This window comes from Streptomyces sp. NPDC006368, assembly GCF_040612535.1.
Taxonomy (GTDB): domain Bacteria; phylum Actinomycetota; class Actinomycetes; order Streptomycetales; family Streptomycetaceae; genus Streptomyces.
Map to the genome: position 1 here is coordinate 39,791 of NZ_JBEXQK010000016.1, position 22,191 is coordinate 61,981.

At 72.3% G+C, this 22,191-nt stretch carries 20 protein-coding genes; 7 read left to right on the forward strand and 13 right to left on the reverse strand.

Annotation, left to right across the window (positions count from 1 at the left end):
* Positions 1-63 precede the first annotated feature (63 nt).
* Positions 64-885, reverse strand: a complete 822-nt coding sequence (locus tag ABZZ38_RS14895; protein ID WP_356739647.1) for an alpha/beta hydrolase — start codon at positions 883-885, stop codon at positions 64-66.
* Between the two features lie 240 nt (positions 886-1,125).
* Here ABZZ38_RS14895 and ABZZ38_RS14900 point away from each other — a divergent pair, with 240 nt between their 5' ends.
* Together ABZZ38_RS14900 and ABZZ38_RS14905 are read left to right on the forward strand one after the other, a co-directional pair.
* The gene (locus tag ABZZ38_RS14900; protein WP_356739649.1) at positions 1,126-1,602 is read left to right on the forward strand and encodes a DUF6098 family protein; all 477 of its coding nucleotides are present in this window, start codon (positions 1,126-1,128) and stop codon (positions 1,600-1,602) included.
* A 231-nt stretch (positions 1,603-1,833) separates the two neighbouring features.
* A complete protein-coding gene (locus ABZZ38_RS14905; RefSeq protein WP_356739507.1) occupies positions 1,834-3,162 on the forward strand; it encodes an APC family permease in 1,329 nt (442 codons plus the stop codon).
* A 221-nt stretch (positions 3,163-3,383) separates the two neighbouring features.
* On the opposite strand, the gene ABZZ38_RS14910 is transcribed toward ABZZ38_RS14905, so the two are convergent.
* The 5 genes from ABZZ38_RS14910 to ABZZ38_RS14930 form a co-directional block, all read right to left on the reverse strand.
* Positions 3,384-3,542 (reverse strand): hypothetical protein, encoded by a 159-nt coding sequence (locus ABZZ38_RS14910; protein WP_356739663.1) that lies wholly within the window; start codon positions 3,540-3,542, stop codon positions 3,384-3,386.
* 143 nt (positions 3,543-3,685) lie between these two features.
* Complete coding sequence (locus tag ABZZ38_RS14915; RefSeq protein ID WP_356739509.1) at positions 3,686-4,639, reverse strand: cytochrome c oxidase assembly protein; 954 nt, start codon at positions 4,637-4,639, stop codon at positions 3,686-3,688.
* A gap of 105 nt (positions 4,640-4,744) precedes the next feature.
* Positions 4,745-5,770, reverse strand: coding sequence for a 6-phosphofructokinase (locus ABZZ38_RS14920; RefSeq protein WP_356739511.1), 1,026 nt, complete (start codon positions 5,768-5,770; stop codon positions 4,745-4,747).
* Between the two features lie 166 nt (positions 5,771-5,936).
* Complete coding sequence (locus ABZZ38_RS14925) at positions 5,937-6,665, reverse strand: glutamine amidotransferase (protein WP_356739513.1); 729 nt, start codon at positions 6,663-6,665, stop codon at positions 5,937-5,939.
* Between the two features lie 28 nt (positions 6,666-6,693).
* Positions 6,694-7,932 (reverse strand): MurT ligase domain-containing protein, encoded by a 1,239-nt coding sequence (locus ABZZ38_RS14930; RefSeq protein WP_356739515.1) that lies wholly within the window; start codon positions 7,930-7,932, stop codon positions 6,694-6,696.
* A gap of 114 nt (positions 7,933-8,046) precedes the next feature.
* Between ABZZ38_RS14930 and def the strand changes: the two genes are divergently transcribed.
* Positions 8,047-8,592 carry a peptide deformylase gene (def, locus tag ABZZ38_RS14935; protein WP_356739517.1) on the forward strand — a complete coding sequence of 182 codons (546 nt, stop codon included), beginning with the start codon at positions 8,047-8,049 and terminating at the stop codon, positions 8,590-8,592.
* A gap of 229 nt (positions 8,593-8,821) precedes the next feature.
* Here the strand turns inward: def and ABZZ38_RS14940 are convergent, their stop codons facing one another.
* The gene (locus ABZZ38_RS14940; protein ID WP_356739519.1) at positions 8,822-9,469 is read right to left on the reverse strand and encodes a TetR family transcriptional regulator; all 648 of its coding nucleotides are present in this window, start codon (positions 9,467-9,469) and stop codon (positions 8,822-8,824) included.
* Between the two features lie 136 nt (positions 9,470-9,605).
* On the opposite strand from ABZZ38_RS14940, the gene ABZZ38_RS14945 reads away from it, so the two are divergent.
* Entirely contained in the window at positions 9,606-10,832 is a 1,227-nt protein-coding gene (locus ABZZ38_RS14945; protein ID WP_356739521.1) for an acyl-CoA dehydrogenase family protein, read from the forward strand.
* Between the two features lie 100 nt (positions 10,833-10,932).
* On the opposite strand, the gene ABZZ38_RS14950 is transcribed toward ABZZ38_RS14945, so the two are convergent.
* The 6 genes from ABZZ38_RS14950 to ABZZ38_RS14975 form a co-directional block, all read right to left on the reverse strand.
* Positions 10,933-11,493: a hypothetical protein gene (locus tag ABZZ38_RS14950; protein ID WP_356739523.1), complete on the reverse strand. Its 561-nt coding sequence runs from the start codon at positions 11,491-11,493 to the stop codon at positions 10,933-10,935.
* A gap of 270 nt (positions 11,494-11,763) precedes the next feature.
* The gene (locus ABZZ38_RS14955; RefSeq protein ID WP_356739525.1) at positions 11,764-12,633 is read right to left on the reverse strand and encodes a carbohydrate ABC transporter permease; all 870 of its coding nucleotides are present in this window, start codon (positions 12,631-12,633) and stop codon (positions 11,764-11,766) included.
* Positions 12,630-13,997, reverse strand: coding sequence for a sugar ABC transporter permease (locus tag ABZZ38_RS14960; RefSeq protein ID WP_356739527.1), 1,368 nt, complete (start codon positions 13,995-13,997; stop codon positions 12,630-12,632). The genes ABZZ38_RS14955 and ABZZ38_RS14960 overlap by 4 nt, the downstream gene beginning before the upstream one ends.
* 10 nt (positions 13,998-14,007) lie before the next feature.
* Entirely contained in the window at positions 14,008-15,330 is a 1,323-nt protein-coding gene (locus ABZZ38_RS14965; protein ID WP_356739529.1) for an ABC transporter substrate-binding protein, read from the reverse strand.
* Positions 15,327-16,988, reverse strand: a complete 1,662-nt coding sequence (locus ABZZ38_RS14970) for a glycoside hydrolase family 13 protein (protein ID WP_356739531.1) — start codon at positions 16,986-16,988, stop codon at positions 15,327-15,329. The genes ABZZ38_RS14965 and ABZZ38_RS14970 overlap by 4 nt, the downstream gene beginning before the upstream one ends.
* 219 nt (positions 16,989-17,207) lie before the next feature.
* Entirely contained in the window at positions 17,208-18,479 is a 1,272-nt protein-coding gene (locus ABZZ38_RS14975) for an ABC transporter substrate-binding protein (protein WP_356739533.1), read from the reverse strand.
* 122 nt (positions 18,480-18,601) lie between these two features.
* On the opposite strand from ABZZ38_RS14975, the gene ABZZ38_RS14980 reads away from it, so the two are divergent.
* The 3 genes from ABZZ38_RS14980 to ABZZ38_RS14990 are packed head-to-tail and all read left to right on the forward strand — an operon-like array spanning position 18,602 to position 22,170.
* Complete coding sequence (locus ABZZ38_RS14980) at positions 18,602-19,117, forward strand: PadR family transcriptional regulator (protein ID WP_355365215.1); 516 nt, start codon at positions 18,602-18,604, stop codon at positions 19,115-19,117.
* A complete protein-coding gene (locus tag ABZZ38_RS14985) occupies positions 19,114-19,878 on the forward strand; it encodes an ABC transporter ATP-binding protein (RefSeq protein ID WP_356739535.1) in 765 nt (254 codons plus the stop codon). Before ABZZ38_RS14980 ends, ABZZ38_RS14985 begins: the two co-directional genes overlap by 4 nt.
* Positions 19,879-19,884: 6 nt before the next feature.
* The gene (locus ABZZ38_RS14990) at positions 19,885-22,170 is read left to right on the forward strand and encodes an FtsX-like permease family protein (RefSeq protein ID WP_356739537.1); all 2,286 of its coding nucleotides are present in this window, start codon (positions 19,885-19,887) and stop codon (positions 22,168-22,170) included.
* Positions 22,171-22,191 lie beyond the last annotated feature (21 nt).

Below are 22,191 nucleotides of genomic sequence, written 5' to 3' on the forward strand. Positions count from 1 at the left end.
CAACACCGCCGGCCGAACTCTGTGCCGCAGCACCGTCTCACACCTCAGGAGGTGCCCACACGGTCAGGAGGTGTGCGGGCAGTTGCCCCGGTACTCCTCGATGGTCGCGCTCGGGCGGGGCAGCGGGCAGAGGAACTGCTCGTAGCGGGTGTCATTGTCGATGAACCGCTTGAGCCAGGAAATGCTGTACTTCGCGATGGTGGTGTTGGAGATGTTCGGGGTGAAGTGGTCGGCGTTGTTCAGCTCCAGGTACGCCTTGTCGAGCGTGCTCGGCAGGCTCTGGTAGAAGGGCTCCGAGTGCGAGGCGACCGGCGCGATCGAGTCGCCGTCGGCCCCGATGAGCAGGGTCGGGGTCCGCAGCTCCGGCCAGGTCTTGTCGGTGTTCCAGCCGGTGAGCGGGATCGCCGCCTGGAGTGACGGCCGGCTCTTGGCCGCCTCCAGGGAGCCGCCGCCGCCCATGGAGTGGCCCATCACGCCCAGTCTGGTGCTGTCGATCCGGCCGCGCACGCTGCTGCGCTGCGTGAGGTAGTCGAGCGCGGCGAGCAGCTGGCGTCCCCGGCTGTCGGGCTGGTCGAGGGTGGTGTTGGTGTCGATGGTGAAGACCACGAAGCCCTGGGAGGCCAGCCGGGGGCCGTACCAGGCGATGGAGGACTGCGTTCCGGTGTACCCGGGGGAGATCGCGATGGCGCCGAACGTGCCGTCGCTGGTGGTGGTCGGGTAGTAGATCGTCCCGCCGCCGAAGCCGGTCACGCCGAGCGACGAGACGGACGTCTCGGAGACCGCGTAGGGGCCGCGTGCCGCTTCGATGCTGGCGGTGGTCGGGGCCGGGCCTCGCTCGTAGGGGTTCTCCGCGGCGGCCTGCGCGGAGTGGGGAGTCATGGTCATGCCAAGGCAGGCGGCGGCGATGAGCGCCGCCAGGGTGTGTCGCTTCACGACTGAGTCGTCCTCTCGGTCGCGGCGGGGCGGCCCGGACTGACGTCCTGGGGGTCGGGGCCGGCCGCCGTGTTCGCTGGCGGTGCCACTGTCCCGGCGCGTCCGCCACATGGGCATCGGTGGAATCACCGGTCCTCGAAGGGGTACGCGGCGGTCGTCCCGTACGACAAGGAGCGTGAGCTGATGGAGGCCATGGAGGGCACGGACACCGCCGACCGGACGGCGGTCCCCGACGCAGTGACCGAGCTGCCGACGGTGAGCAGCCTGCAGGACCTCGGTGACCTGGTGGAACAGCACGGCCGGCTGTACGTCCGCTGGTCCGCGAGCCCCGCCGACGACGTGAGGGACGCGCACAGCACGGACCACCTCACCGGCATCACCTTGCCCGGTGTGTCCGCGAACCCGCTCCAGCTCGAGACGTGGTGGGGCGACCGCCCCGTCCGCCTGTGGGTCGCCCGCCGGCTGTACGACTACTGCCACCTGCGACAGGAGCGGGACGGCGACGTACGACCCTGGACCCTGCGCGGTCGTGAGGTCGCCCGCGGCCCGGACAACGAGCCGCTGCTCCGCGACATCGAACCGGTCAGCTGGATCGACAACGCCGTGATCGAGGAAGCCGAACGCGAGGTCGCGAACCAGCGCCGCCCCTGGGGACCGATGCGCCGCTGACCCGCCCCGGGCGCCCCACCCCACCCTTCCGCCCCCACCCTTCCGCCCTCGCCCGGAGCGCGGGCGACCCCACCGACCCCCCCGGCGCCCGCGCCCCGGCGGTGCCCGGGGGGTGTCGGTCCTCGTCCCACGCGGAGCCCCCTGCCCGGCGTCGGCGGGGGACCGGGGTGCCCGGGTGGGCCGGGACCAAGGTCACGCGTGGCGTCCGGCGGGGCGGGAAGGCGGATCACCATGTCGACCAGCAACGATCAGCCGCTCAAGCGCACCCTCACGACGCGCCTGCTCTACTTCTTCATCCTCGGGGACGTCCTCGGAGCCGGGGTGTACGTCCTCATCGGGCAGATCGCCGCCAACTCGGGCGGGGCCGTATGGGTGCCGCTCACCGTGGCGCTGGCCCTGGCGTTGCTCACGGCGGCGTCGTACGCCGAGCTCGCCACGAAATACCCGAGAGCCGGCGGGGCCTCTCACTACGTGACCCGCGCCTATGGGCCCTTCGCCGGGTTCCTGGCCGGGTTCTGCATGCTCGCCGCCGGGGTCGTCTCGGTCGCCGCGCTCGCCCGTGGCTTCGCCGGCGACTACCTGTCGGAGTTCGTCACGGTCCCCGTCGGCCTGGTCGCCGTACTGTTCCTGGTGGCACTGGCCCTGGTGAACGCGCGCGGCATCCGCGAGTCGACGCGCGCGAACGTCGTCGCCACCCTCATCGAGGTCGCCGGCCTGGCGATCATCGTCGTCCTCGGGGCCTGGCTCCTGCTGCGGGGAGAGGGCGACCCCGCCCGGCTCACGCAGCTCGGGACGGCCGACCAGGGTGCCGCGGCGGCCGTCCTGAGCGGCGCGGTGCTGGCGTACTACTCGTTCGTCGGGTTCGAGACCTCCGTCAACGTCGCCGAGGAGACCCGGGACCCCCGGCGCTCCTACCCACGCGCCCTGTTCGGCGCGCTCGCCACGGCCGGCGGCGTGTACGTCCTCGTCGGCATCGCGGCCTCCGCCGCCGTACCGACGAGCACGCTCGCCAAGTCCAGCGGGCCGCTCCTCGAAGTGGTCCGGGCGGCTGGCGGTGTGCCGGTCTGGCTGTTCAGCGCCATCGCCCTGGTGGCCGTCGCCAACGGCGCGCTGCTCACCGGGATCATGTCCTCGCGCCTCACGTACGGCATGGCCCGCGACGGACTGCTGCCCTCCGTGCTCACCAGGGTGCTGCCCGGGCGCCGCACCCCGTGGGTCGCGATCGCGGCCACGACCACGCTGTCGATCCTGCTCGCGCTGACCGGAAGCGTCGCCACCCTCGCGTCCACGCTGGTCCTGCTGCTCCTGGTGGTGTTCTTCATGGTCAACACCGCCGCGCTGGTGCTGCGCCGTGACCCGGGCGAACAGGGCCACTTCCGGGCACCGACCGTGCTGCCCGTGCTGGGCGCCGCCTCCTGCGTCCTGCTGGCCACCCGGATCGAGGCGGACGTGTGGGTCCGTGGGCTCATCGTCCTCGGCGCGGGGCTGGTGCTGGGCGTGGCAGCCACCGCGCGGCGCGGCGCCCGGTCCGTGGCGGAGAGCCGGGCCGCTGCCAAGTAGAGACCGGTCCCGGACCGGTCACCGGCCACCCGCGGGCGGTCACTCGCGCCGACCGCCCGCTCGCGCGGACCGCCCGCACGTGATGGCTCGCGCGGGCCGCCCGCAGATGGTCACTCGCACCGACCACCCGCAGGTGACTGCTTACATCGACCGCCCGCGGTGGTGCTCCGGACCCGACCGCTCGCACCCGCCTGCCACGGCCTGCCCGCGGCGCCCGCCCGTCAGGAGTCGCGTGTCGCGATCATGCCGAGCGTCAGCAGGCCGAGCACCACCCAGCCGAACCAGAGCCAGCCGTTGCTGCCGAGCGCCACCGTGTACGCCGTCGTCAGTACCAGCGCACCGACAGTGAGCACACCCATCGTCTTCGTGGAACTGGACACGCGCCCTCCTCCCCGGCCGCGGCCGCGGGGCCGTCCGGCCGTAGGACCATGGTCGCCCCCCGGGCGGCCCCGGCGCCACCGCCCGGCGCCGACCACCCGGCACCGCGCCGCCATCGCCACCGCCGCCCGTGCGCTCCCGCTCGCTACTTCGCCCGCGCCTGGAGCGATGCCAAGTAGGCGTTGTACGCCTCCAGCTCCTTGTCGCCGTCCCGGTCGGCCGCCCGGTCCTTGCGGACCGCATGGCGCTGCTCGGAGCGGTACCACTGGTACACCAGCGCGATCAGCACGAGTACGGACGGGATCTCGCTGAACGCCCAGGCGATGCCGCCCGCCGCGTTCTGGTCGGCCAGGGCGTCGATGCCGAGTGAGGCCGGAGGGTTCGCGTACGTCGTGACCATGGGCTCCGTCGCCATCATCAGCGCGATGCCGAAGAAGGCGTGGAACGGCATGCCCGCGAACAGCTCCAGCATCCGCATCACGTACCCGGGCCGGTGCGGCCCCGGGTCCACGCCCATGATCGGCCAGAAGAAGACCAGCCCGACCGCGAGGAAGTGCACCATCATCGCGATGTGGCCCGGCTTGGAGCCCATCAGGAAGTCGAAGAGCGGCGTGAAGTACAGCGCGTACAGGCTCGCGATGAAGAGCGGGATCGTGAACACCGGGTGCGTCACGATCCGCATGTAGCGACTGTGCAGCAGCGCCAGCAGCAGCTCGCGCGGCCCCTTGTCACCCCGTCGCGAGGCGACCGGCAGGGCGCGCAACGCCAGCGTCACCGGCGCGCCGAGCAGCAGCAGGATCGGCGACAGCATGCTGATGACCATGTGCTGCACCATGTGCACGCTGAACATGACCATGCCGTAGTCGTTCAGCCTGGTGCACATCACCAGAGCGACGCTCAGGACACCCACCGTGAAGAACACCGTGCGGCCGGCCGGCCAGGCGTCCCCGCGCCGCCGCAGCCGCACGACGCCCCACCCGTACAGGCCGAGCGCGAGCAGGCAGCCGACGAGGAAGAAGGTGTCCGGGGAGAACGCGAGCCCCCGCTCCAGCGTGAACGGCGGCAGGTCCATCGTCATGCCGTGCCCGCTGTGATCCATCCGCCGGCTCCTGATTCGTGCTGGGTTGTCCGCTTGCCGGTCCAGACTAGAGCCGCCCCCGGCCGCGTCTGCGACCGGGGGCGGGTGTTCCGTACGAAGCGGACATCAGAGGACGGTCTCGGCCTCGTCGTACCGCTCCGACGGGACCGTCTTCAGCGTCTCCACGGCCTGCGCCAGCGGCACCATCACGATGTCCGTGCCGCGCAGCGCGGTCAGCATGCCGAACTCGCCCCGGTGCGCCGCCTCCACCGCGTGCCAGCCGAAGCGGGTCGCCAGGACGCGGTCGTACGCGGTCGGCGTGCCGCCCCGCTGGACGTGCCCGAGGATCACCGCCCGGGCCTCCTTGCCGAGCCGCCGCTCCAGCTCGCCGGCCAGCTGCTGTGCCACGCCCGCGAACCGCTCGTGGCCGTAGATGTCCTTTTCGCCCTCGTTGAACCGCATCGTGCCCTCGCGCGGCTTGGCACCCTCCGCGACCACGACGATCGCGAACTTCTTGCCCGCCTCGAAGCGCGCCCCGACGCGAGCGGTCAGCTCGTCGATGTCGAAGGGCCGCTCGGGGACGACGATGGCGTGGGCGCCGGCCGCCATGCCGGAGTGCAGCGCGATCCAGCCGGTGTGGCGGCCCATGACCTCGACGATCAGCACCCGCTGGTGCGACTCGGCGGTGGTCTTCAGCCGGTCCAGTGCCTCCGTGGCGACCCCGACGGCCGTGTCGAAGCCGAAGGTGACGTCGGTCGAGGCGATGTCGTTGTCGATGGTCTTCGGGACCCCGACGATCGGCAGCCCCGCCGCGGAGAGCAGGTTGGCCGCCTTGAGGGTGCCCTCGCCGCCGATCGGGATGATCGCGTCGAGACCGAGCTCGGCGACGTGTCCCCTGGCGCGCTCGACACCGTCGACGAGGTGCGCCGGCTGGACCCGGGAGGAGCCGAGGATCGTGCCGCCGCGGGCCAGGATGCCGGCCACCGCGTCCAGGTCCAGCTTGCGGTAGTCGCACTCCAGCAGGCCCTTCCACCCGTCGTGGAAACCGATGACCTCGTCGCCGTGGTCGACGACGGCGCGGTGCACGACGGAACGGATGACGGCGTTCAGACCGGGGCAGTCGCCGCCGGAGGTGAGCACACCAATGCGCATAGCCCGAAATACCTTTGCAACGTGGGCCGACTCCCGGACCACGTCGTCCGGTTGGATCCCCGCCACCCTACCGGCGGGAGGTGGCGGGGCCGAACCGGCCGTCCGACTACTGGACGGTCTTCATACGAACAGACAAAACGTGTGGACGGGCGGGGCGTCAGGAGGGTCAGGACGGCTGCGAGGCCGCCGCGATCCGCTCGGCGCGCAGCGCCTCGTACCACCGGTCGTCGGTCGGCGGCAGCGCGTTCACATCGAGGGCCAGCTTCAGCAGCAGGTCCGCGATCTGTGGATTGCGCGCCATGACCGGTCCGTGCATGTACGTCCCGAAAACGGTGTCGTTGTACGCGCCCTCGGTGCCGTCCCCGGTGCCGTTGCCGTTACCGAAGACGGTGCGGGCGAACGGGCGGGCGGTCGGACCGAGGTGGGTGATGCCCTGGTGGTTCTCGAACCCGGTCAGCTGGGGCAGGCCCAGCCGCGGGTCGATGTCCGCCAGCACGTCACCGACGCAGCGGTCGCCCTCGCCCCGCGTCGAGATCACGTCGATCAGGCCGAGACCCGGCTCCCGCTCCCCGAGGTCGTTGATGAACTCGTGACCCAGGATCTGGTACCCGGCGCACACCGAGAAGATGATCGCGCCGTTCTCGGCGGCTCGGTTCAGACCGCCGTCGCGGCGCAGCCGCTCGGCCGCGAGCCGCTGCGGCCGGTCCTCGCCGCCGCCGATCAGATAGATGTCACCGGACGTCGGGATCGGCTGGTCACTGCGTACGTCCACACGCTGCACGTCCAGGCCGCGCTGGCGCGCCCGCCGCTCCACCACGAGGGCGTTGCCCTGGTCTCCGTACGTGCTGAGCAGGTCGGGGTAGACCCACACCAGACGCAGACTGCTGTCGCTCATGCTCTTGTCCTTCAGCCTTGAAGCGGGGTCAGTTGCCGACCCGGCGGCGTACGTCCTGGAACGCGGTGTAGTTGGCGATGAGCTCGATCCGCCCGGGCGGAGCCAGCTGCACGGCCTCGTCGACCGTGTCGCACACCCGGAAGTCCAGGCCCGCGACCTCCAGCCGCACCGCCAGGTCCAGCCGGCGGTCACCGATCACGAAGATCGGGTGCCCGGCCAGCCGGGTGTAGTCGACGTCCCAGAGCCAGGAGGTGTCGGTGCCGTCCGCGCCACGGGCGTTGACGGACAGGATGACCGGAGTGGGCGGCGGGTCGATGAGCGAAAACGTCTCGAGCCAGCCCGCCGGGTTCTTCGCCAGCAGCAGCCGCAGCTCACGGCCGAGGAACGACACCACGTCGTACCGGCCGGCCACCGCCTGCACCTGGTACATGCGCTCCAGGGCCACCTGCGGCGGCACGCCGAAGACCGCGGCGACCGCGGCGGAGGTGGCGGCGTTCGCCTTGTTGGCGCGGCCGGGCAGCTGGAGGTGGATCGGCCAGGCCGAGCCGTGCGGGTCCAGCACGTGGTCGCCGCTCAGCGCCCAGCTGGGGGCGGGACGGCGGAAGCCGCACTCGCCGCAGAACCAGTCGTCGCCGGGGCGCTGCATCACACCACCGCAGGCCGGGCACGACCAGGCGTCGTCCTTCCACTCCTGCCCGGCGGCCACCCAGACGACGTTGGCCGAGGAGGACGCGGCCCAGACGATGAGCGGGTCGTCGGCGTTGGCGATGACGACGGCCTTCGTACCGGACAGGCCCTCGCGCCACTTCTCCGCCAGCATGCGCGTCTCCGCGGCCCGGTCCAGCTGGTCGCGCGAGAGGTTCAGCAGCGCGATCGCCTTGGGCTCCACGTCGCGCGCGACGCCGGCGAGGTACTTCTCGTCGACCTCGATCACGCCGTACTTGGCGTCCGAACCGCCCGCGAGGGCGGAGGTGATGCCCGCGGGCATGTTCGCGCCGAGCGCGTTCGACACGACCGGGCCGCTGGCCCGCAGCGCCTCCGCGATCAGCCGTGTGGTGGTCGTCTTGCCGTTGGTCGCCGACACCAGGACGACGTCCAGGTGCTGCGCCAGCCGCCCCAGCAGGTCGGGGTCGAGCTTGAGCGCCACCTTGCCGCCGATCACCGATCCGCTGCCGCGTCCCGCGGCGCGTGACACCGCCGCTGCGGCCTTTCCTGCCGTCACGGCCAGCTTGGCTCGCGGCGACAGCGGCTCCGTGTTGCCTGCCATCGTCCTTGTTCCTCCTAGCGTGGGTCCGGGCTCAGCCTATCGAGATCCGGACGAGGGCCCGAACCGCGCCACCTGCTGAAACGGTCGGGACACGCCGAACGTACGCTGGGCGCCATGCGAAACCGCCCGATCCCCGGCAGTTCCGGCCAGGTACGAGCCATGAAGCTGCTCGGCGACCCGGCGCTGCACACCCCCTGCGAGCCGGTCACCGACTTCGGCCCGTCCCTGTCCCGGCTCATCGAGGACATGTTCGCGACGATGTACGCGGCGCAGGGCGTCGGCCTCGCGGCGAACCAGATCGGCGTCGGTTTGCGGGTGTTCGTCTACGACTGCCCCGACGACGAGGACGTCCGGCACCTCGGCCACCTCGTCAACCCGCGTCTGGTGGAGGCCGACGGGGTCACCGTGCGCGGCGCGGAGGGGTGCCTGTCCCTGCCGGGCATCGAGGCGGGCACGGAGCGCTTCGACCGCGCGGTGGTGGAGGGCGTGGACGTTCTCGGCGCCCCGGTGCGCGTGGAGGGCACGGGGTTCTTCGCCCGCTGCCTCCAGCACGAGTGCGACCACGTGGAGGGCCGCGTCTACACGGACCGCCTCACGGGCTGGCGCCGCGCCCGCGCCCTCCGGGCGGCGCGCCGGGCGGAGTGGGCGCGCACGCGCTGACGGTCGCGGTGCGATGGTCCGGCGCGGGGGCCGCTGCGCGGGGCCACTCCCCACCCCCGTACGCCCGGCGGCGTGGAGGGACCCCTTTCCCGAACCGGGGCAAGCCCCCGGGTCCGTACGGGCTTCGCGCGTGTCCGCAAGCGCCGGACGGGTTGGATCGCGCAGGCCGGGCGGAAACTCCGGCCCCGCCGGCGTTTGAGGCGCGGGGGTTCGGGGCGGCGCCCCCGGTTCAGAACCCCGGCCCGCCCGCGCGGTCGTCGACCTGCTCCAGGCGGCCCCACAGCAGGTCCGCCAGCCCCCGCACCAACTCGGCCCGCGAGCAGGGCCGTTCGCCCAGCCACCAGTCGCCGGCCGCGTGCATCATGCCGACGATGCCGTGGCCCCACACCCGGGCCATCACCTCGCTGCCGGGGCCCAGGTCGACGCGCTCGGCGATGACCTGGGCCAGCTCCTCGCCCATCCGGCGAAGGACGGGCGCCGAATGCCGGCCGACGTCGAAGCCCTGCTCCGGTGTGTGCCCGCCGTCCTCGGCGGGGTGCATCAGGAACCGGTAGACCTGGGGGCGCGCCTCGATCGCCGCGAGGTACGTGTCGAGCGTGGCCTCCACCCGCCGGCGCCGGTCGGCGGGGGCGTCCAGCGCCGCGCGCAGGGCGGCCAGCAGGGCGTCCGTGTGGCGCTTGGCGAGGGCGCGGTACAGGCCGCCCTTGTCGCCGAAGTGCCGGTACAGGATCGGCTTGGTGATGCCCGCCTCCGCGGCGATGGCGTTCATCGACGCCTGGGGCCCGTCGCGGAGCACCACGCGGTCGGCGGCCTCGAGCAGTTCACGTCGCCGCTGGTCGGCCGCCCGCCGCTGCTCGGTCCGGTGTGTGGTCTCCATAGCGTGTCTCCCCGCCCGTGCGAATTCCGTGACGCCTGCGCAACGTAACACCCCGCCCTGAGGCCGCTTCTGGTTGACAGCGGCTACTTGCCGGTAACAGACTGCGGTTACCGCTAGTAACACGCCGGGAGGGAACATGGCCGAGTTCACACTCGATCTCAACGACGACCAGAAGCAGATCCGTGACTGGCTGCACGGATTCGCCAAGGACGTGATGCGGCCGGCCGCGGCCGAGTGGGACGAGCGTGAGGAGACCCCCTGGCCGATCATCCAGGAGGCGGCCAAGGTCGGGATCTACTCCCTCGACTTCTACGCCCAGCAGTTCTTCGACCCCACCGGCCTCGGCATCCCGATGGCGATGGAGGAGCTGTTCTGGGGCGACGCCGGCATCGCCCTGTCCATCGTCGGTACGGGCCTGGCGGCGGTGGGCGTCCTCGCCAACGGCACCGAGGAGCAGATCGGCACCTGGATCCCGCAGATGTACGGTGACGCCGACGACGTCAAGGTCGCCGCCTTCTGCTCCTCCGAGCCCGACGCCGGCTCGGACGTCGCCTCCCTGCGCACGCGCGCCGTCTACGACGAGGCGAAGGACGAGTGGGTCCTCAACGGCACCAAGACCTGGGCGACCAACGGCGGCATAGCCAACGTCCACGTCGTCGTCGCCGTCGTCGACCCGGAACTCGGCTCGAAGGGCCACGCCTCCTTCATCGTGCCGCCGAACACCCCCGGCCTCTCCCAGGGGCAGAAGTTCAAGAAGCACGGCATCCGCGCCTCCCACACCGCCGAGGTCGTCCTCGAGGACGTGCGCGTCCCCGGCTCCTGCCTCCTCGGCGGCAAGGAGAAGCTGGACGAACGCCTCGCCCGCGCCCGTGAGAAGGCCAGGAAGGACGGCGAGCGCGTGAAGAACGCCGCCATGGCCACCTTCGAGGCGTCCCGCCCGGCCGTCGGCGCGATGGCGGTGGGCACCGCCCGCGCCGCGTACGAAGTGGCGCTCGACTACGCCAGGACCCGTGTCCAGTTCGGCCGCCCGATCATCGACAACCAGGGCGTCGCCTTCCAACTGGCCGACATGCGCACCCGGATCGACGCGGCCCGCCTGCTCGTGTGGCGCGCCTCCTGGATGGCGACCACGGGCAAGCCGTTCACCTCCGCCGAGGGCTCCATGTCGAAGCTGTACGCGAGCGAGGTCGCCAAGCAGGTCACGGCCCAGGCGATCCAGATCCTCGGGGGCAACGGCTTCACCCGCGAGTACCCGGTGGAACGGATGCACCGCGACGCCGCGATCTACACGATCTTCGAGGGCACGAGCGAGATCCAGCGCCTGGTCATCGCCCGCACCCTCTCGGGCATGCCGATCCGCTGAGCGATTCCGCCGGTGACGCCCGCGGATCCGGATCTCCGAGCCGGACGGCGAGGCCCCCTCTCGCTTCCCGGCGGTGGCGGGAGGGGGCCTGCCGCTGTCACTACGGGCAGTTCTCCTCGAGTTTCACGGCGCCGAAGTCGAGCGTGGTGGTGGTCGGGATGCTCCTGCCCGCCGCCTGGCTCTGAGAACAGACCTTCCAATTCCGGTCGAGCACCTGTACGCGATCGGCGCCCGTGCTGTCGTGCGATGTCAGGAAGTAGAAGCCCTCGGCCTGGGCGGTGTCCTGAGCGGTCTGCAGCACCATGCCGACGACGTTGGGCACGGACGCCCGCTCGACCTCCGCCGGGACCGAGGACTTCGCCGGCGCGGGGGTCGTCGGCGCGGGAGTCGCCGACTTGGGTGCCGGCGGCCTGGCATCCGGCATGCTCGCAGGCGAGGCCGTCACGGTCTTCGTCACCGTCGGCGCCGGCTTCGCGCTGCCGGCGCTTGTCGTCTTGGCGCCGCCGGAGCTGCCGATGCCCACGCCGACAAAGAAGAGGACCACCGCGGCGGGGATGATGATGCGCTTCCGTGCCCACTTCGGGCCACCGACAGGCGCACCCGGAGGAGGGCCCCACGGCGGCTGCGTCGGCTGCTGCGGAGGCTGTTTGTTCCAGGACATGGCATCCCCAAGGCTGGTTCGTTGAAAGTGTGACCGTAGCGACAGCCTCCCCCTGCTGTGAGGGCAAGGTTCCGTTAGTGACGTAATCGTGACGGACAAGTGAAGCAGGCGCGGTCGACGCCCTGCTCGGTTTTCGATGGGCCGTCCGAAATCACCGGCGGCGCGCCCTCGGCGGGTGTTTGACGGGTCGTCGGCTCGAGGACGCCGGGGCGCCTTCCTGGCCCCGCCGTCCGTGCGGGGCGCCCCGGGAGGAGCGCCCCGCACGGGGCGTCACTTGACCGATCCCGCCATCACTCCCTGGACGAAGTGGCGCTGGAAGGCGAAGAACACCACCACCGGGACGATCAGGGACAGGAAGGCACCAGGAGCCAGGACATCGATGTTGCTGCCGAACTGGCGCACCTGCGACTGGAGTTGCACCGTCAGGGGCTGGGACGAGCTGTCGGCGAAGAGCAGCGCCACCAGCATGTCGTTCCACACCCACAGGAACTGGAAGATCGCCAGGCTGGCGATGGCAGGCCGGCCCACCGGCAGGACCAGCCGGGTGAAGATCCGCCACTCACCGCCGCCGTCCATGCGGGCCGCCTCCAGCATTTCGCGCGGGATGTCGGCGAAGTAGTTGCGCAGCAGGAAGACGGCGAACGGCAGCCCGTACGCGACGTGGAACAGCACCACGCCCGGGATCGTGCCGAACAGGCCCAGCTCGCCGAAGAGCTTCGCCACCGGGAGCAGGCCCACCTGGACGGGGACCACCAGCAGGGCCACCACGAGGAGGAAGATCCAGTCGCGGCCGGGGAACTCCAGCCAGGCGAAGGCGTATCCGGCCAGTGCCGCGAGGACGACGACCAGCACGGTCGTCGGCACCGAGATCAGCACCGTGTTCCAGAAGGCACGGGTGATGCCCGCGTTGCCGAGCAGCGCCGTGTAGTTGTCGAGGGACAGCCGCCCCGGCGCGGTCAGCGCCGTCCACCAGCCGCTCGCCGCGCTGTCCTGCGCCGAGCGCAGCGAGGACAGCAACAGCCCGGCCACCGGGGTGACCCAGATCAGGCCGACGACGGCGAGGAACGCCTGCACCAGGCCGTTGCCCAGCCAGCGGCGCAGCCGGCCTCCCGGCTTCGGGGCCGTGACGGTCGCGCTCATGACTCACTCCTGCGGAAGCGGCGGACGTTGAACACCATGGCCGGGATCACCAGCAGCAGGAGCAGTACGCCCAGCGCGCTGCCGAGCCCCTGGTTGTTGCCGCCGCCGAAGGACACCAGCCACATCTGGGTGGCCAGCACGGTGGCGTCCTCCTGCACCGGGCCAGGCGCGATGATGTAGATCAGGTCGAAGACCTTCATCACGTTGATCACCAGCGTCACGAAGACGACGGTCAGCACGGGCGCGAGCAGCGGCACGGTGATCCGGCGGAACACCTGCCACTCGCTCGCACCGTCCATCCGGGCCGCCTCCAGGCAGTCGCGCGGCAGCGACGACAGCCCGGCCCCGATGAGGACCATGGCGAAGCCCGTCCAGATCCACAGGTACGCGCCGATGATCGCCGGGGTGACGAGCGCGGGACCGAGCCAGGAGACACCCTCGTACGGCGGGGAGAAGTTCTCCGCCGGGAGCCGGACGGTGTACGCGCCCGGGTCCAGGTCCGCGAACCGGAACGCGCCGTCGGCCGCCGTGGTGGCGGTGGCGACGGTCGTCCCGTCCCGCACCGCCTCGACCGTCATGCCCGGCAGTCCGCGCTCGGCCTGGTCCACCACGCCCGGCCGCCCCCCGCCGCCGGGCGTGAAGTCCAGGTGGACCGCACCGCGCAGCTCGCGGTCCCCCGCCCGCCCCGGGTTCGCCGGCTCGGCCCGGGAGGGCAGCTCCTTGGGCGGTACGCCGACGAACCCGAGGGTGATCGTCCGGCCGGGGGAGACCGCGTCGGTGGTGGAGTACGACCCGTCCGGCGCGCGGTCGAGCCCCTGGCCCTCCCGGGCCCGGGCCGTCGGGTAGGAGGAGGACTCCTGGAACACGTCGTGCACGCCCACCACGGCCGCGTTGAGCACGCCCTTGTCGGGGTCCTCCTCGTACGCCAGGCGGAAGATGATGCCCGCGGCCAGGAAGGACACCGCCATCGGCATGAACAGCAGGAGCTTGAAGGCGGTGGCCCAGCGGACCTTCTCCACCAGCACGGCGAGGATCAGCCCGAGGCCGGTCAGCAGCGTCGGCGCCACGACCACCCAGATGGCGCTGTTGCGGATGGCGGTCAGCGTGGCCGGGTCGCGGAACATCTCCGCGTAGTTCGCGGCCCCGACGAACCGGGTGCCGGACGCGTCGAAGAAGCTCCGTCCGACCGAGAACAGCACCGGGTAGACCACGAGCGCGCCGAGCAGCAGCAGCGCCGGCAGGACGAACGCCACGGCGATGATCCGCCGGCGGCGCAGGGCCCGCGCCCGGGGTCCGACCCGGTCGCCGGGCGGCTTCGCCGCGGTGGGCGGCGGAGGCGAGGGGGGAGCGGCGAGTACGGTCACGGCGTCCGCCTCAGCCCTGGTACGCCTTGGCCGCCGCGCCCTCCAGCGCGGCTGCCGTGGCGCTCGGCTTCGACGGGTCGCGCAGGAAGTCCTGGAGGAGCTTCCACTCGCCCGTGCCCTTGGTTCCGCCGAACGCCGCGGGCGCCTGGTCCGACATGTCGAAGCGGACCGCGTCGCCCGCGTCGATCAGCGACCTGGCGGTCTCGCGCAGCGTGTCGTCCCCGTACGAGGCGAGGTCCAGCTTCTTGTTCGGCGACAGGAAGCCGCCCGCCTCCGCCCAGACGGCGGCCGCCTCCGGCGTCGCGAGGAACTCCAGGAACTCCATCGCGGCCTTCTGGTTCTTGCCGTCCTTCAGGACGACGGCCGCGTCACCGCCGCTGACCACGGGCGCCTTGCCGCCCGCGACCGCGGGGAAGGGGAAGAACCGGGCGTCCTCGCCGATCTTCCTGCCGAACTGGTCCTTGGCGATGCCGGCGACGAAGTCGCCCTCGTACACCATTGCGGCCTGTGGCTTGGGGCCGAAGACCTTCTCGACCGAGCCGGGGAAGTCGGTGCCGAGCGCGCCCTTCCGGCCGCCGGCGATCAGCCTCTTGTCGGAGAAGAGCGTGCCGAGGGTGGTCAGGGCCTTCACCACGGTCGGGTCGGTCCACTTGATCTCGTGCCGGGCGAGCCGGTCGTACTTCTCCGGTCCGGCCTGCGAGAGGTAGATGTTCTCGAACCAGTCGGTGAGCGTCCAGCCGTCCTCACCGGCGACCGCGAAGGCCGGCAGGCCCGAGTCGGAGACCGCCCGGCCGGTCCTGAGCATCTCCTCGTACGTCTTCGGTGGCTTCACGCCCGCCTGCTCGAACGCCTCGGGGCTGTACCAGACGGTCGACTTGTGGGCGGCCTTGAAGTACAGCCCGTACAGCTTGCCGTCGACGGAGCCGTAGTCCTTCCATACCGGCGCGTAGTTGGTGTCGACGGACTTCTCCGCCGACTTGGACAAGGGCTTGAGCCAGTTCTGCTTGGCGAACTGCTGCAGGACGCCGACCTGGGGGACCATCACCACGTCCGGGGCGTTGCCGCCCTCGATCTTGCTTCCGACGACGGTGGAGACGTTGTCGCCGGTCGACACGAACTCGGTTCTGGCGCCGGTCTTCTCGGTGAAGGCGTCCAGCACCTTCTGGAAGTTCTTCTGCTCGGCGCCCGACCAGACCCCGGCCACGCTGAGGGTCTGCCCGCTGAGCTCCTTGCTCCCGCCGCCCGCGCTCACCGGGTCACCGCCGCAGGCGGTGGCGGTGAGCGCGAGGGTGAGCACCGAGCAGCAGGCCAGAGCAGTGCGTCGTCGCATCATCTTTCCGATCCCTTCGGGGTGGTGTGGTCGTCACTGATCCACCAGGCGGCGGTGGACCCGGGCAGGACGCCCGTCGGGCAGGGCCCGCTGGACAGGAGGGGGGCGCCGGAGACGGGGGCGGCCACCGGAGCGGTGCCGAAGTTGACGGCGCAGACGAGTCCGTCGCCGCGTGTGAACGCCAGGACGCCCGGGGACGCCTCCAGCCAGCGCAGGGTGCCCTCGCCCAGCTGCGGCAGCTCGCGCCGCAGCTGCAGACCGTCGCGGTACAGGTGCCAGAACGAGCGCGTGTCGGCGAGCGCCCGTTCGGTGGCGTGCTCGGCGAACCAGCCCGGCTGCGGCAGCCACGGCTTGGCGCTCTCCGCGCCGGTGGAGAACCCGAACGGCGAGGCGTGGCCCGACCAGGGCAGCGGCACCCGGCAGCCGTCGCGGATCCGGGCACGGCTGCCGGTGCGCCGGAAGATCGGGTCGGTGAGCACCTCGTCCGGCAGGTCGACGACCTCCGGCAGGCCGAGCTCCTCGCCCTGGTAGATGTACGCGGCGCCCGGCAGCGCCAGCATCAGCAGCGCGGCGGCCCGCGCCCGGGCGGCGCCCAGGCCGCTGCCCTCGGTGCCGGAGTCCCCGTACCGGGTGACGCTGCGCACCTGGTCGTGGTTGTTGAGCACCCAGGTGACGGTGGAGCCGGTGCCGGCGATGTCGCGTATCGCCTCGTCGATGACCTTGCGGAACGCGTCGGCGTCCCACGGCGCGCTCAGCAGGTCGAAGAAGAACGCCTGGTGCAGTTCGTCGGCGCGCACGTACTTGGCGTGCTCGCGGGCGGAGGGGACGGACACCTCGCCGACCAGCAGCCGTTCGCGGCCGTCACGGGCGGTGTACTCCTCGCACACCGCGCGCCAGTGGCGCCACACGTCGTGCACCTCGGGCTGGTTCCAGGCGAGCGGGTTGACCGAGTCGCGGGTGCGGGCGTCCGCCTCGGGGTCGGGGGAGTCCGGCAGCCGGGGGTGTTTGAAGAGCCCGGCGGCCACGTCGATGCGGAAGCCGTCGACGCCCCGGTCCAGCCAGAACCGCAGGACGTGCTCGAAGTGGGCGCCGACTTCGGGGTTGCGCCAGTTCAGGTCCGGCTGCTCGGGCGTGAACATGTGCAGGTACCACTGGCCGGGTGTGCCGTCCGCCTCCACGACCCGGCTCCAGGCCGGCCCGCCGAACATGGCGTGCCAGTTGTTGGGCGGCACGTCGCCGTCCGGGCCGCGGCCCTCGGCGAAGTGGAAGCGGGCGCGGGCCTCGCTGCCGGGGCCGGAGGCGAGCGCCTGGCGGAACCAGTCGTGCTCGCTGGAGCAGTGGTTGGGGACGATGTCGAGGAGCACCTTGATGCCGAGCCGGTGCGCGGCGGTGACCAGCCGTTCGAACTCGTCGAGGTCGCCGAAGACCGGGTCGACGTCGCAATAGTCGGCGACGTCGTATCCGTGGTCGTGCTGCGGTGACGGGTAGAAGGGGCTCAGCCAGATGCCGTCGACGCCGAGTTTCCTGAGGTACGGCAGGCCGGCGCGGACCCCGGCGAGGTCGCCGATCCCGTCACCGGTGCTGTCCAGGAAGCTGCGGACGTACACCTGGTAGATCACCGCGTCGCGCCACCAGTGGCGGCTGCTGAGGGCTGTGAGCATCACCCGTTGACCTGTTTCTGCGTGAAGGGTGCGCGCCACCCAGAGCGGGTAGCCGTTATGCATGCATGTTAGGTAGGTGTTCCAAGAGGGTGTCAATGAAGATGCGGAAAACAGAGGGAAGTTGGGGGTTATGTCCCCTTTTGCTCGACCTGATGGATCAGCTCGGTCCGGATGCTGATACCTAACGGGTAGGTTCGCCCTGGAGGCGGGCGTGGGCGATCAGCGCCGGCGGGTGATCTCCGCCAGCTCACCGGCCAGCCGCCGCACCGCGGCCTCGGGCGTCTGGTGCCCCGCCATCGCGTCGTGCGCCACGGCCTGCACGGCCAGGCTGACCTGCTCGTAGTGCCGGCTCTTGGGGCGCGGAGCCGCCGCCAGCACGCTCGCGCGCAGCGCCGGGAGGTACGGGAACGCCCGCACCAGGGCCGGATCCCCGTACAGCGCGGCCCGTACGGGCGGCAGCGCGCCCTCCGTCAGGACCCGGCGCTGCACCGCGTCACTCGTGAGGTACGCGATCAGGTCCCGCGCCGACTCCGGGTGCCGCGCATGGGCGCTCACCGCCAGATTGGAGCCGCCCAGCACGCTCGTACCCGGCCCGTCCGGACCCGGCAGCGGCACCGCTGCGAACTTCCCCGCGACCTTGGAGTCCGCGCCGGAGGCGCCGGCGTACGCGTACGGCCAGTTGCGCAGGAAGAGCAGCCCGCCCTCCTGGAACGCCTGCCGGGACTCCTCCTCCTTGTACGACAGGGCCTCCCGGGGGATCCACCCGTCACGCACGCCCCGGGCCAGGAACCCGAGCCCGGAGCGGGCCGCCTCCGAGTCGACCGTGACCCGCTCGCCCTCGTCCCCCAGGATCGTGCCGCCCGCCGAGTACACGGCCTCGGCGGCGTTGACGGTGAGCCCTTCGTACGGCAGGAACTGGCCCGCGTACCCGCCGAGCCCGTACTGCGGCGCGATCGTGCGCGCCTGCCGCTCCAGCTCCGCCCAGGTCCGCGGCGGGCGTTCGCCCTCCCGGTCGAGGACGTCCTTGCGGTAGAAGAGCATCCCGGCGTTCGTGACATACGGGACGGCGTACAGCTTTCCGTCGTACGTCGCCGTGTCCACCACGGGCGGCAGGAAGCTGCGCAGCGGGAAAGCGCCGCGCTCCAGCGGAGCGATCCAGCGGGCCGCCGCGAACTCCGAGGTCCAGGCGACGTCGATGTTCAGGACGTCGAACCGGCCCGCACCCGACCGGAGATCGGTGATCATCTGCGCCCGGGTCTCGTCGGCGGAGTCCGGCAGCTCGACGAGCGTGACCCTCTCCGCCGGACGCGCCCGGTTCCAGCCCTCCAGTACGGGGCCGAGATAGCCGGTCAGATCACCGGCCGTGGCCAGCGTCATCGGACCGCGCCCGCCGCCACGGTCCCCGTCCCCGGGGGCGCCGGAAGCCACGTACCCGGTCAGCACGACCGCGAGCGCCAGGAGACCCCTACCGGCGGCGCGCATCCACCGCATAGGTTCCTCCCTGAGCACGGCGCCGTACACCTTCGTCCGGCGTCAGGGCATGTATACCCGTTAGGCATGGGCGATACTAGAGCCCACATCACATTGGGAGCACGCGGAGGAGGACAGCACGGGTGCGCCTTCCCCTCCTCGCGCTGCTGGCCAGGGGCCCCGCCCACGGCTACGAGCTCAAGCAGGACCTTGAGCAACTGCTGGGCGCCGCGTACCCTCCCACCAACGTCGGCCAGATCTACGTGACGCTCGGCCGGCTGGAGAAGTCCGGCCTCATCGAGGGCGAGGAGATCGCCCAGGAGAGCCGCCCCAACAAAAAGATCTACCGCCTCACCGACGCCGGGCAGGAGGCGCTGCGCGCCTGGTTCGAGGAGACGGCGGACGAGCCCAGGGTGCGGGACGAGTTCTTCATGAAGCTCGCCCTCGCGCCGCGCACCGGCCTCGCCGACCAGATCGCCCTCATCAACAAGCAGCGACGTGAGTACCTCAACACCATGCGCAACCTGTCCAAGCTGGCCGCGACCGAAGACCGGGACAACCGCATAGCCCACCTGCTGATCGAGGGCGCCATGCTGCACCTGCAGGCCGACCTCGACTGGCTGGAGCGCTGCCAGGAGGAGCTGGAGGAGCTGCGATGACGGACGCCTCCATACCCGTGCCGCTGCTGCGCGCCGAAGGCCTGGTCAAGACCCACCACGGCGAGGGCGCGCCCGCCCACGCCGTACGCGGCGTCGACCTGACCGTACGGCGAGGCGAGTTCGTCGCCGTCACCGGACCGTCCGGCGCGGGCAAGTCCACGCTGCTGCACCTGCTCGGCGGGCTCCAGCGCCCCGACAGCGGCTCGCTGTGGCTCGACGGCGAGTGCACCGACGGCTACAGCGAGGCCCGCTGGGCCGTGGAACGGCGGCGCCGCATCGGCATCGTCTTCCAGTTCTTCAACCTCGTCTCCAACCTGACCGTCGCCGACAACGTCGAACTCCCCGCCCTGCTCGCCGGCCGAACCGCCCGCCAGGCCCGCGCCGAACGCGAGGAACTCCTCGCCGAACTCGGCCTGGAAGGCAAGGCGCGCTCCATGCCCGGCGAGCTGTCCGGCGGGGAACAGCAGCGCGTCGCCCTCGCCCGGGCCCTGGTCAACCAGCCCCGCCTGCTGCTGGCGGACGAACCGGCCGGCAGCCTCGACAGCAAGGGCACCCGCGAGGTGACGCGGCTGCTGACCCGCTTCCACCGGCGCGGGCAGAGCATCGTGCTCGTCACCCACGACGCGCGGCTCGCCAGCGCCGCGGACCGGGTGATCAGCTTCTTCGACGGCCGCGTCGCCGACGACGCCGAGCTCGGCGGTACACCGCCGCGCTCCACCGGCATCGCCGGCGTCCTCGAACTGAACGAACTGAAGGACTGACCGGCGGTGCGGGCCATGCTGCGCTGGGCACACGCCGACCTGCGCACCCACCGGGGCGAGGCGCTGTTCATGGTCGCCGCGACCGCGGGCATCGTCGCCTCCCTGCTCCTCGCGACGGCGCTCTTCGGCTACGCCACCAACCCCTGGCAGCGGGTCTTCGCCCAGTCCCGCGGCGCGCACGTCTGGATCCACACCGGCCCCGCCGCCGACACCGCCCGGCTCGCCGCGCTCGACGGCGTCCAGGAGGTCGCCGGCCCCTACCGCACCGCGTCCTCCACCCTCGCCTCGCACGGCGCCCGGGCCGGCGTCGAACTGCGCGCCGCCGGAGCCCGGCCCCCCACGACCGGCCGCCCCCTGCTGGCATCCGGCCGCTGGCTCGACCCCGACGTCCCCGACGGCGTCGTCCTGGAATCCGGCCTCGCCCGCGCCCTGTGGGCCGAACCCGGCGACCGGCTCACCCTGACCGACGGGGCCACCCTCACCGTCCTCGGCGTGGCCGACACCGCCGAACCCCGCTACCAACCCGGCGAACACCCCGGAACCGTCTGGGCCCTCCCGCACGCCGTCCCCGCCGACCGCCCCGGCCAGGTCGTCGGGCTCCGCCTCGCCGACGCCGACGACACCGACTACACGGTCCAGCGCGCCGTCACGGCGCTCGGCGCCGGCGCCGTCACGGACGTCTCCACCTGGCAGCAGGCCCGCACCGAGGCGCAGGGCGACACCCGGCTCCTCGGCCAGGTCCTCGGACTGTTCGGCCTCGCCGCCCTGATCGCCGCCGCCCTCGCGGTGTTCGGCGCCATCAGCACCCGCGTACGCGGCCACCTGCGGGACATCTCCGTCCTCAAGGCCATCGGCTTCACCCCCGCGCAGGTCGTACGCGTCTTCCTCGTCCAGCACCTCGCCTTCGCGGCGCTCGGCGCGACCCTCGCCACCCTGCTCATCCGCACCCTCGGCGACCGCCTGCCGGGCCGGCTCGGTGACGCCCTCACGGTCTCGCGGGGGCTGCCCGGCCACGCGGCGGCGCTGCTCGCCGTGCCCGTGGCGGCGGTGCTGTTCATCGGCGCGGCGACGTGCCTGGCCGCGTGGCGGGCCGGGCGCGTGGAACCCGTACCGGTCCTGCCCCCGGCCGCGGCCCCCGGCGGCGGACTGTCCCGCGCCGCCCGCACCGCACTCGGACTGCGCGTCCCACCCGCCCTGGTCCTCGGCTGGCACAGCGCCTTCGGGCGCGGCCGGCGCGCCCCGGCCACCATCGTCCGCCTCGCCCTGCCCCTCCTGCTGATCACCGTGGCGCTCGGCGCCTGGACGACCATCGAACGCTTCGACAGCCGCCCCGAGCAGCTCGGCCTCGCCGCCGCGCTCACCGCCCGCCCCGACGGCACCCTGACCGACCGCGAAACCCGCGCCCTCCTCGCGGCCCAACGCCACATCACGGCCGCCCACCCCGGCCTGGAGGTCGCGGCGCTCGTCCCCGGGCAGACCGGCACGATCGCCCTGCGCGGCCTCGGTACCCGCGCCCAGCCCTACCCGTACTCCATCGCCGAGGGCCGCCCGGCCCGCGGCCCCGACGAGGCCGTCGCCGGCCAGGGCCTGCTCGACCTCCTCGGCGCACGCGTCGGCGACTGGGTCCGCGTCACGGTCGGCGGCCACCCGCAGGTCCTGCACCTCGTGGGGCGGAGCATCGAACCGGAGAACGGCGGCCGGGCCATCTCCACCTCGCTCGACACGCTCCGCGAGAACGACCCCACCCTGCGCCCCACGCTCTACCGGCTCCAGCTCGCGCACGGCGCCGACCCGCGCACGGTCCGCGCCGAGCTCGCCGACGCCTCCGGGGGGAGACTCGACGTCCATGAGGTCACCACGCCCGCCGACCGGCTCTCCGCCCTGCGCGGCGTCGTCGCCGGCCTGATCGCCGTCCTCGCCCTCATCGGCCTGACCGAACTGTCCACCGCCATCGGCGGCAGCCTCCGCGCCGGCGAACGCGATCAGCTCGCCCTGAAGGCCATCGGCCTGTCCCCGCGCGAGATCACCTCGGTCACCGTGACGGCCATCGGCTGCACCGCCCTGGCCGCCGCCCTCGTCGGCACGGGCCTCGGCGTTCCGCTCGCCCACTGGCTGATCGACCACGAGGCCCACGCGACCGGCATCGGCGCGGGCATCGCGCACACCCCGCCCCTGCCCCACCTCGCCGCCCTGGTCGCGGTCGCCGTGCTCGGCGCGCTCGCCCTCACGGCCCTCCCGGCCGCCCGCGCGGCCCGCCACCGCCTCGCGGACACCCTGAGCGCGGTCGCCTGACCATTACCCGCGGTGCTGTAC

Excerpts from the sequence above, each read along its gene's own strand:
- ABZZ38_RS14900 (WP_356739649.1), top strand. The coding sequence starts at position 1,126 with ATGGAGGGCACGGACACCGCCGACCGGACGGCGGTCCCCGACGCAGTG.
- ABZZ38_RS14965 (WP_356739529.1), bottom strand. The coding sequence starts at position 15,330 with ATGATGCGACGACGCACTGCTCTGGCCTGCTGCTCGGTGCTCACCCTC.
- ABZZ38_RS14915 (WP_356739509.1), bottom strand. The coding sequence starts at position 4,639 with ATGGATCACAGCGGGCACGGCATGACGATGGACCTGCCGCCGTTCACG.
- ABZZ38_RS14970 (WP_356739531.1), bottom strand. The coding sequence starts at position 16,988 with ATGCTCACAGCCCTCAGCAGCCGCCACTGGTGGCGCGACGCGGTGATC.
- ABZZ38_RS14950 (WP_356739523.1), bottom strand. The coding sequence starts at position 11,493 with ATGTCCTGGAACAAACAGCCTCCGCAGCAGCCGACGCAGCCGCCGTGG.
- ABZZ38_RS14895 (WP_356739647.1), bottom strand. The coding sequence starts at position 885 with ATGACCATGACTCCCCACTCCGCGCAGGCCGCCGCGGAGAACCCCTAC.
- ABZZ38_RS14975 (WP_356739533.1), bottom strand. The coding sequence starts at position 18,479 with ATGCGGTGGATGCGCGCCGCCGGTAGGGGTCTCCTGGCGCTCGCGGTC.
- ABZZ38_RS14920 (WP_356739511.1), bottom strand. The coding sequence starts at position 5,770 with ATGCGCATTGGTGTGCTCACCTCCGGCGGCGACTGCCCCGGTCTGAAC.
- ABZZ38_RS14925 (WP_356739513.1), bottom strand. The coding sequence starts at position 6,665 with ATGAGCGACAGCAGTCTGCGTCTGGTGTGGGTCTACCCCGACCTGCTC.
- ABZZ38_RS14955 (WP_356739525.1), bottom strand. The coding sequence starts at position 12,633 with ATGAGCGCGACCGTCACGGCCCCGAAGCCGGGAGGCCGGCTGCGCCGC.
- ABZZ38_RS14945 (WP_356739521.1), top strand. The coding sequence starts at position 9,606 with ATGGCCGAGTTCACACTCGATCTCAACGACGACCAGAAGCAGATCCGT.
- def (WP_356739517.1), top strand. The coding sequence starts at position 8,047 with ATGCGAAACCGCCCGATCCCCGGCAGTTCCGGCCAGGTACGAGCCATG.
- ABZZ38_RS14985 (WP_356739535.1), top strand. The coding sequence starts at position 19,114 with ATGACGGACGCCTCCATACCCGTGCCGCTGCTGCGCGCCGAAGGCCTG.
- ABZZ38_RS14940 (WP_356739519.1), bottom strand. The coding sequence starts at position 9,469 with ATGGAGACCACACACCGGACCGAGCAGCGGCGGGCGGCCGACCAGCGG.
- ABZZ38_RS14905 (WP_356739507.1), top strand. The coding sequence starts at position 1,834 with ATGTCGACCAGCAACGATCAGCCGCTCAAGCGCACCCTCACGACGCGC.
- ABZZ38_RS14930 (WP_356739515.1), bottom strand. The coding sequence starts at position 7,932 with ATGGCAGGCAACACGGAGCCGCTGTCGCCGCGAGCCAAGCTGGCCGTG.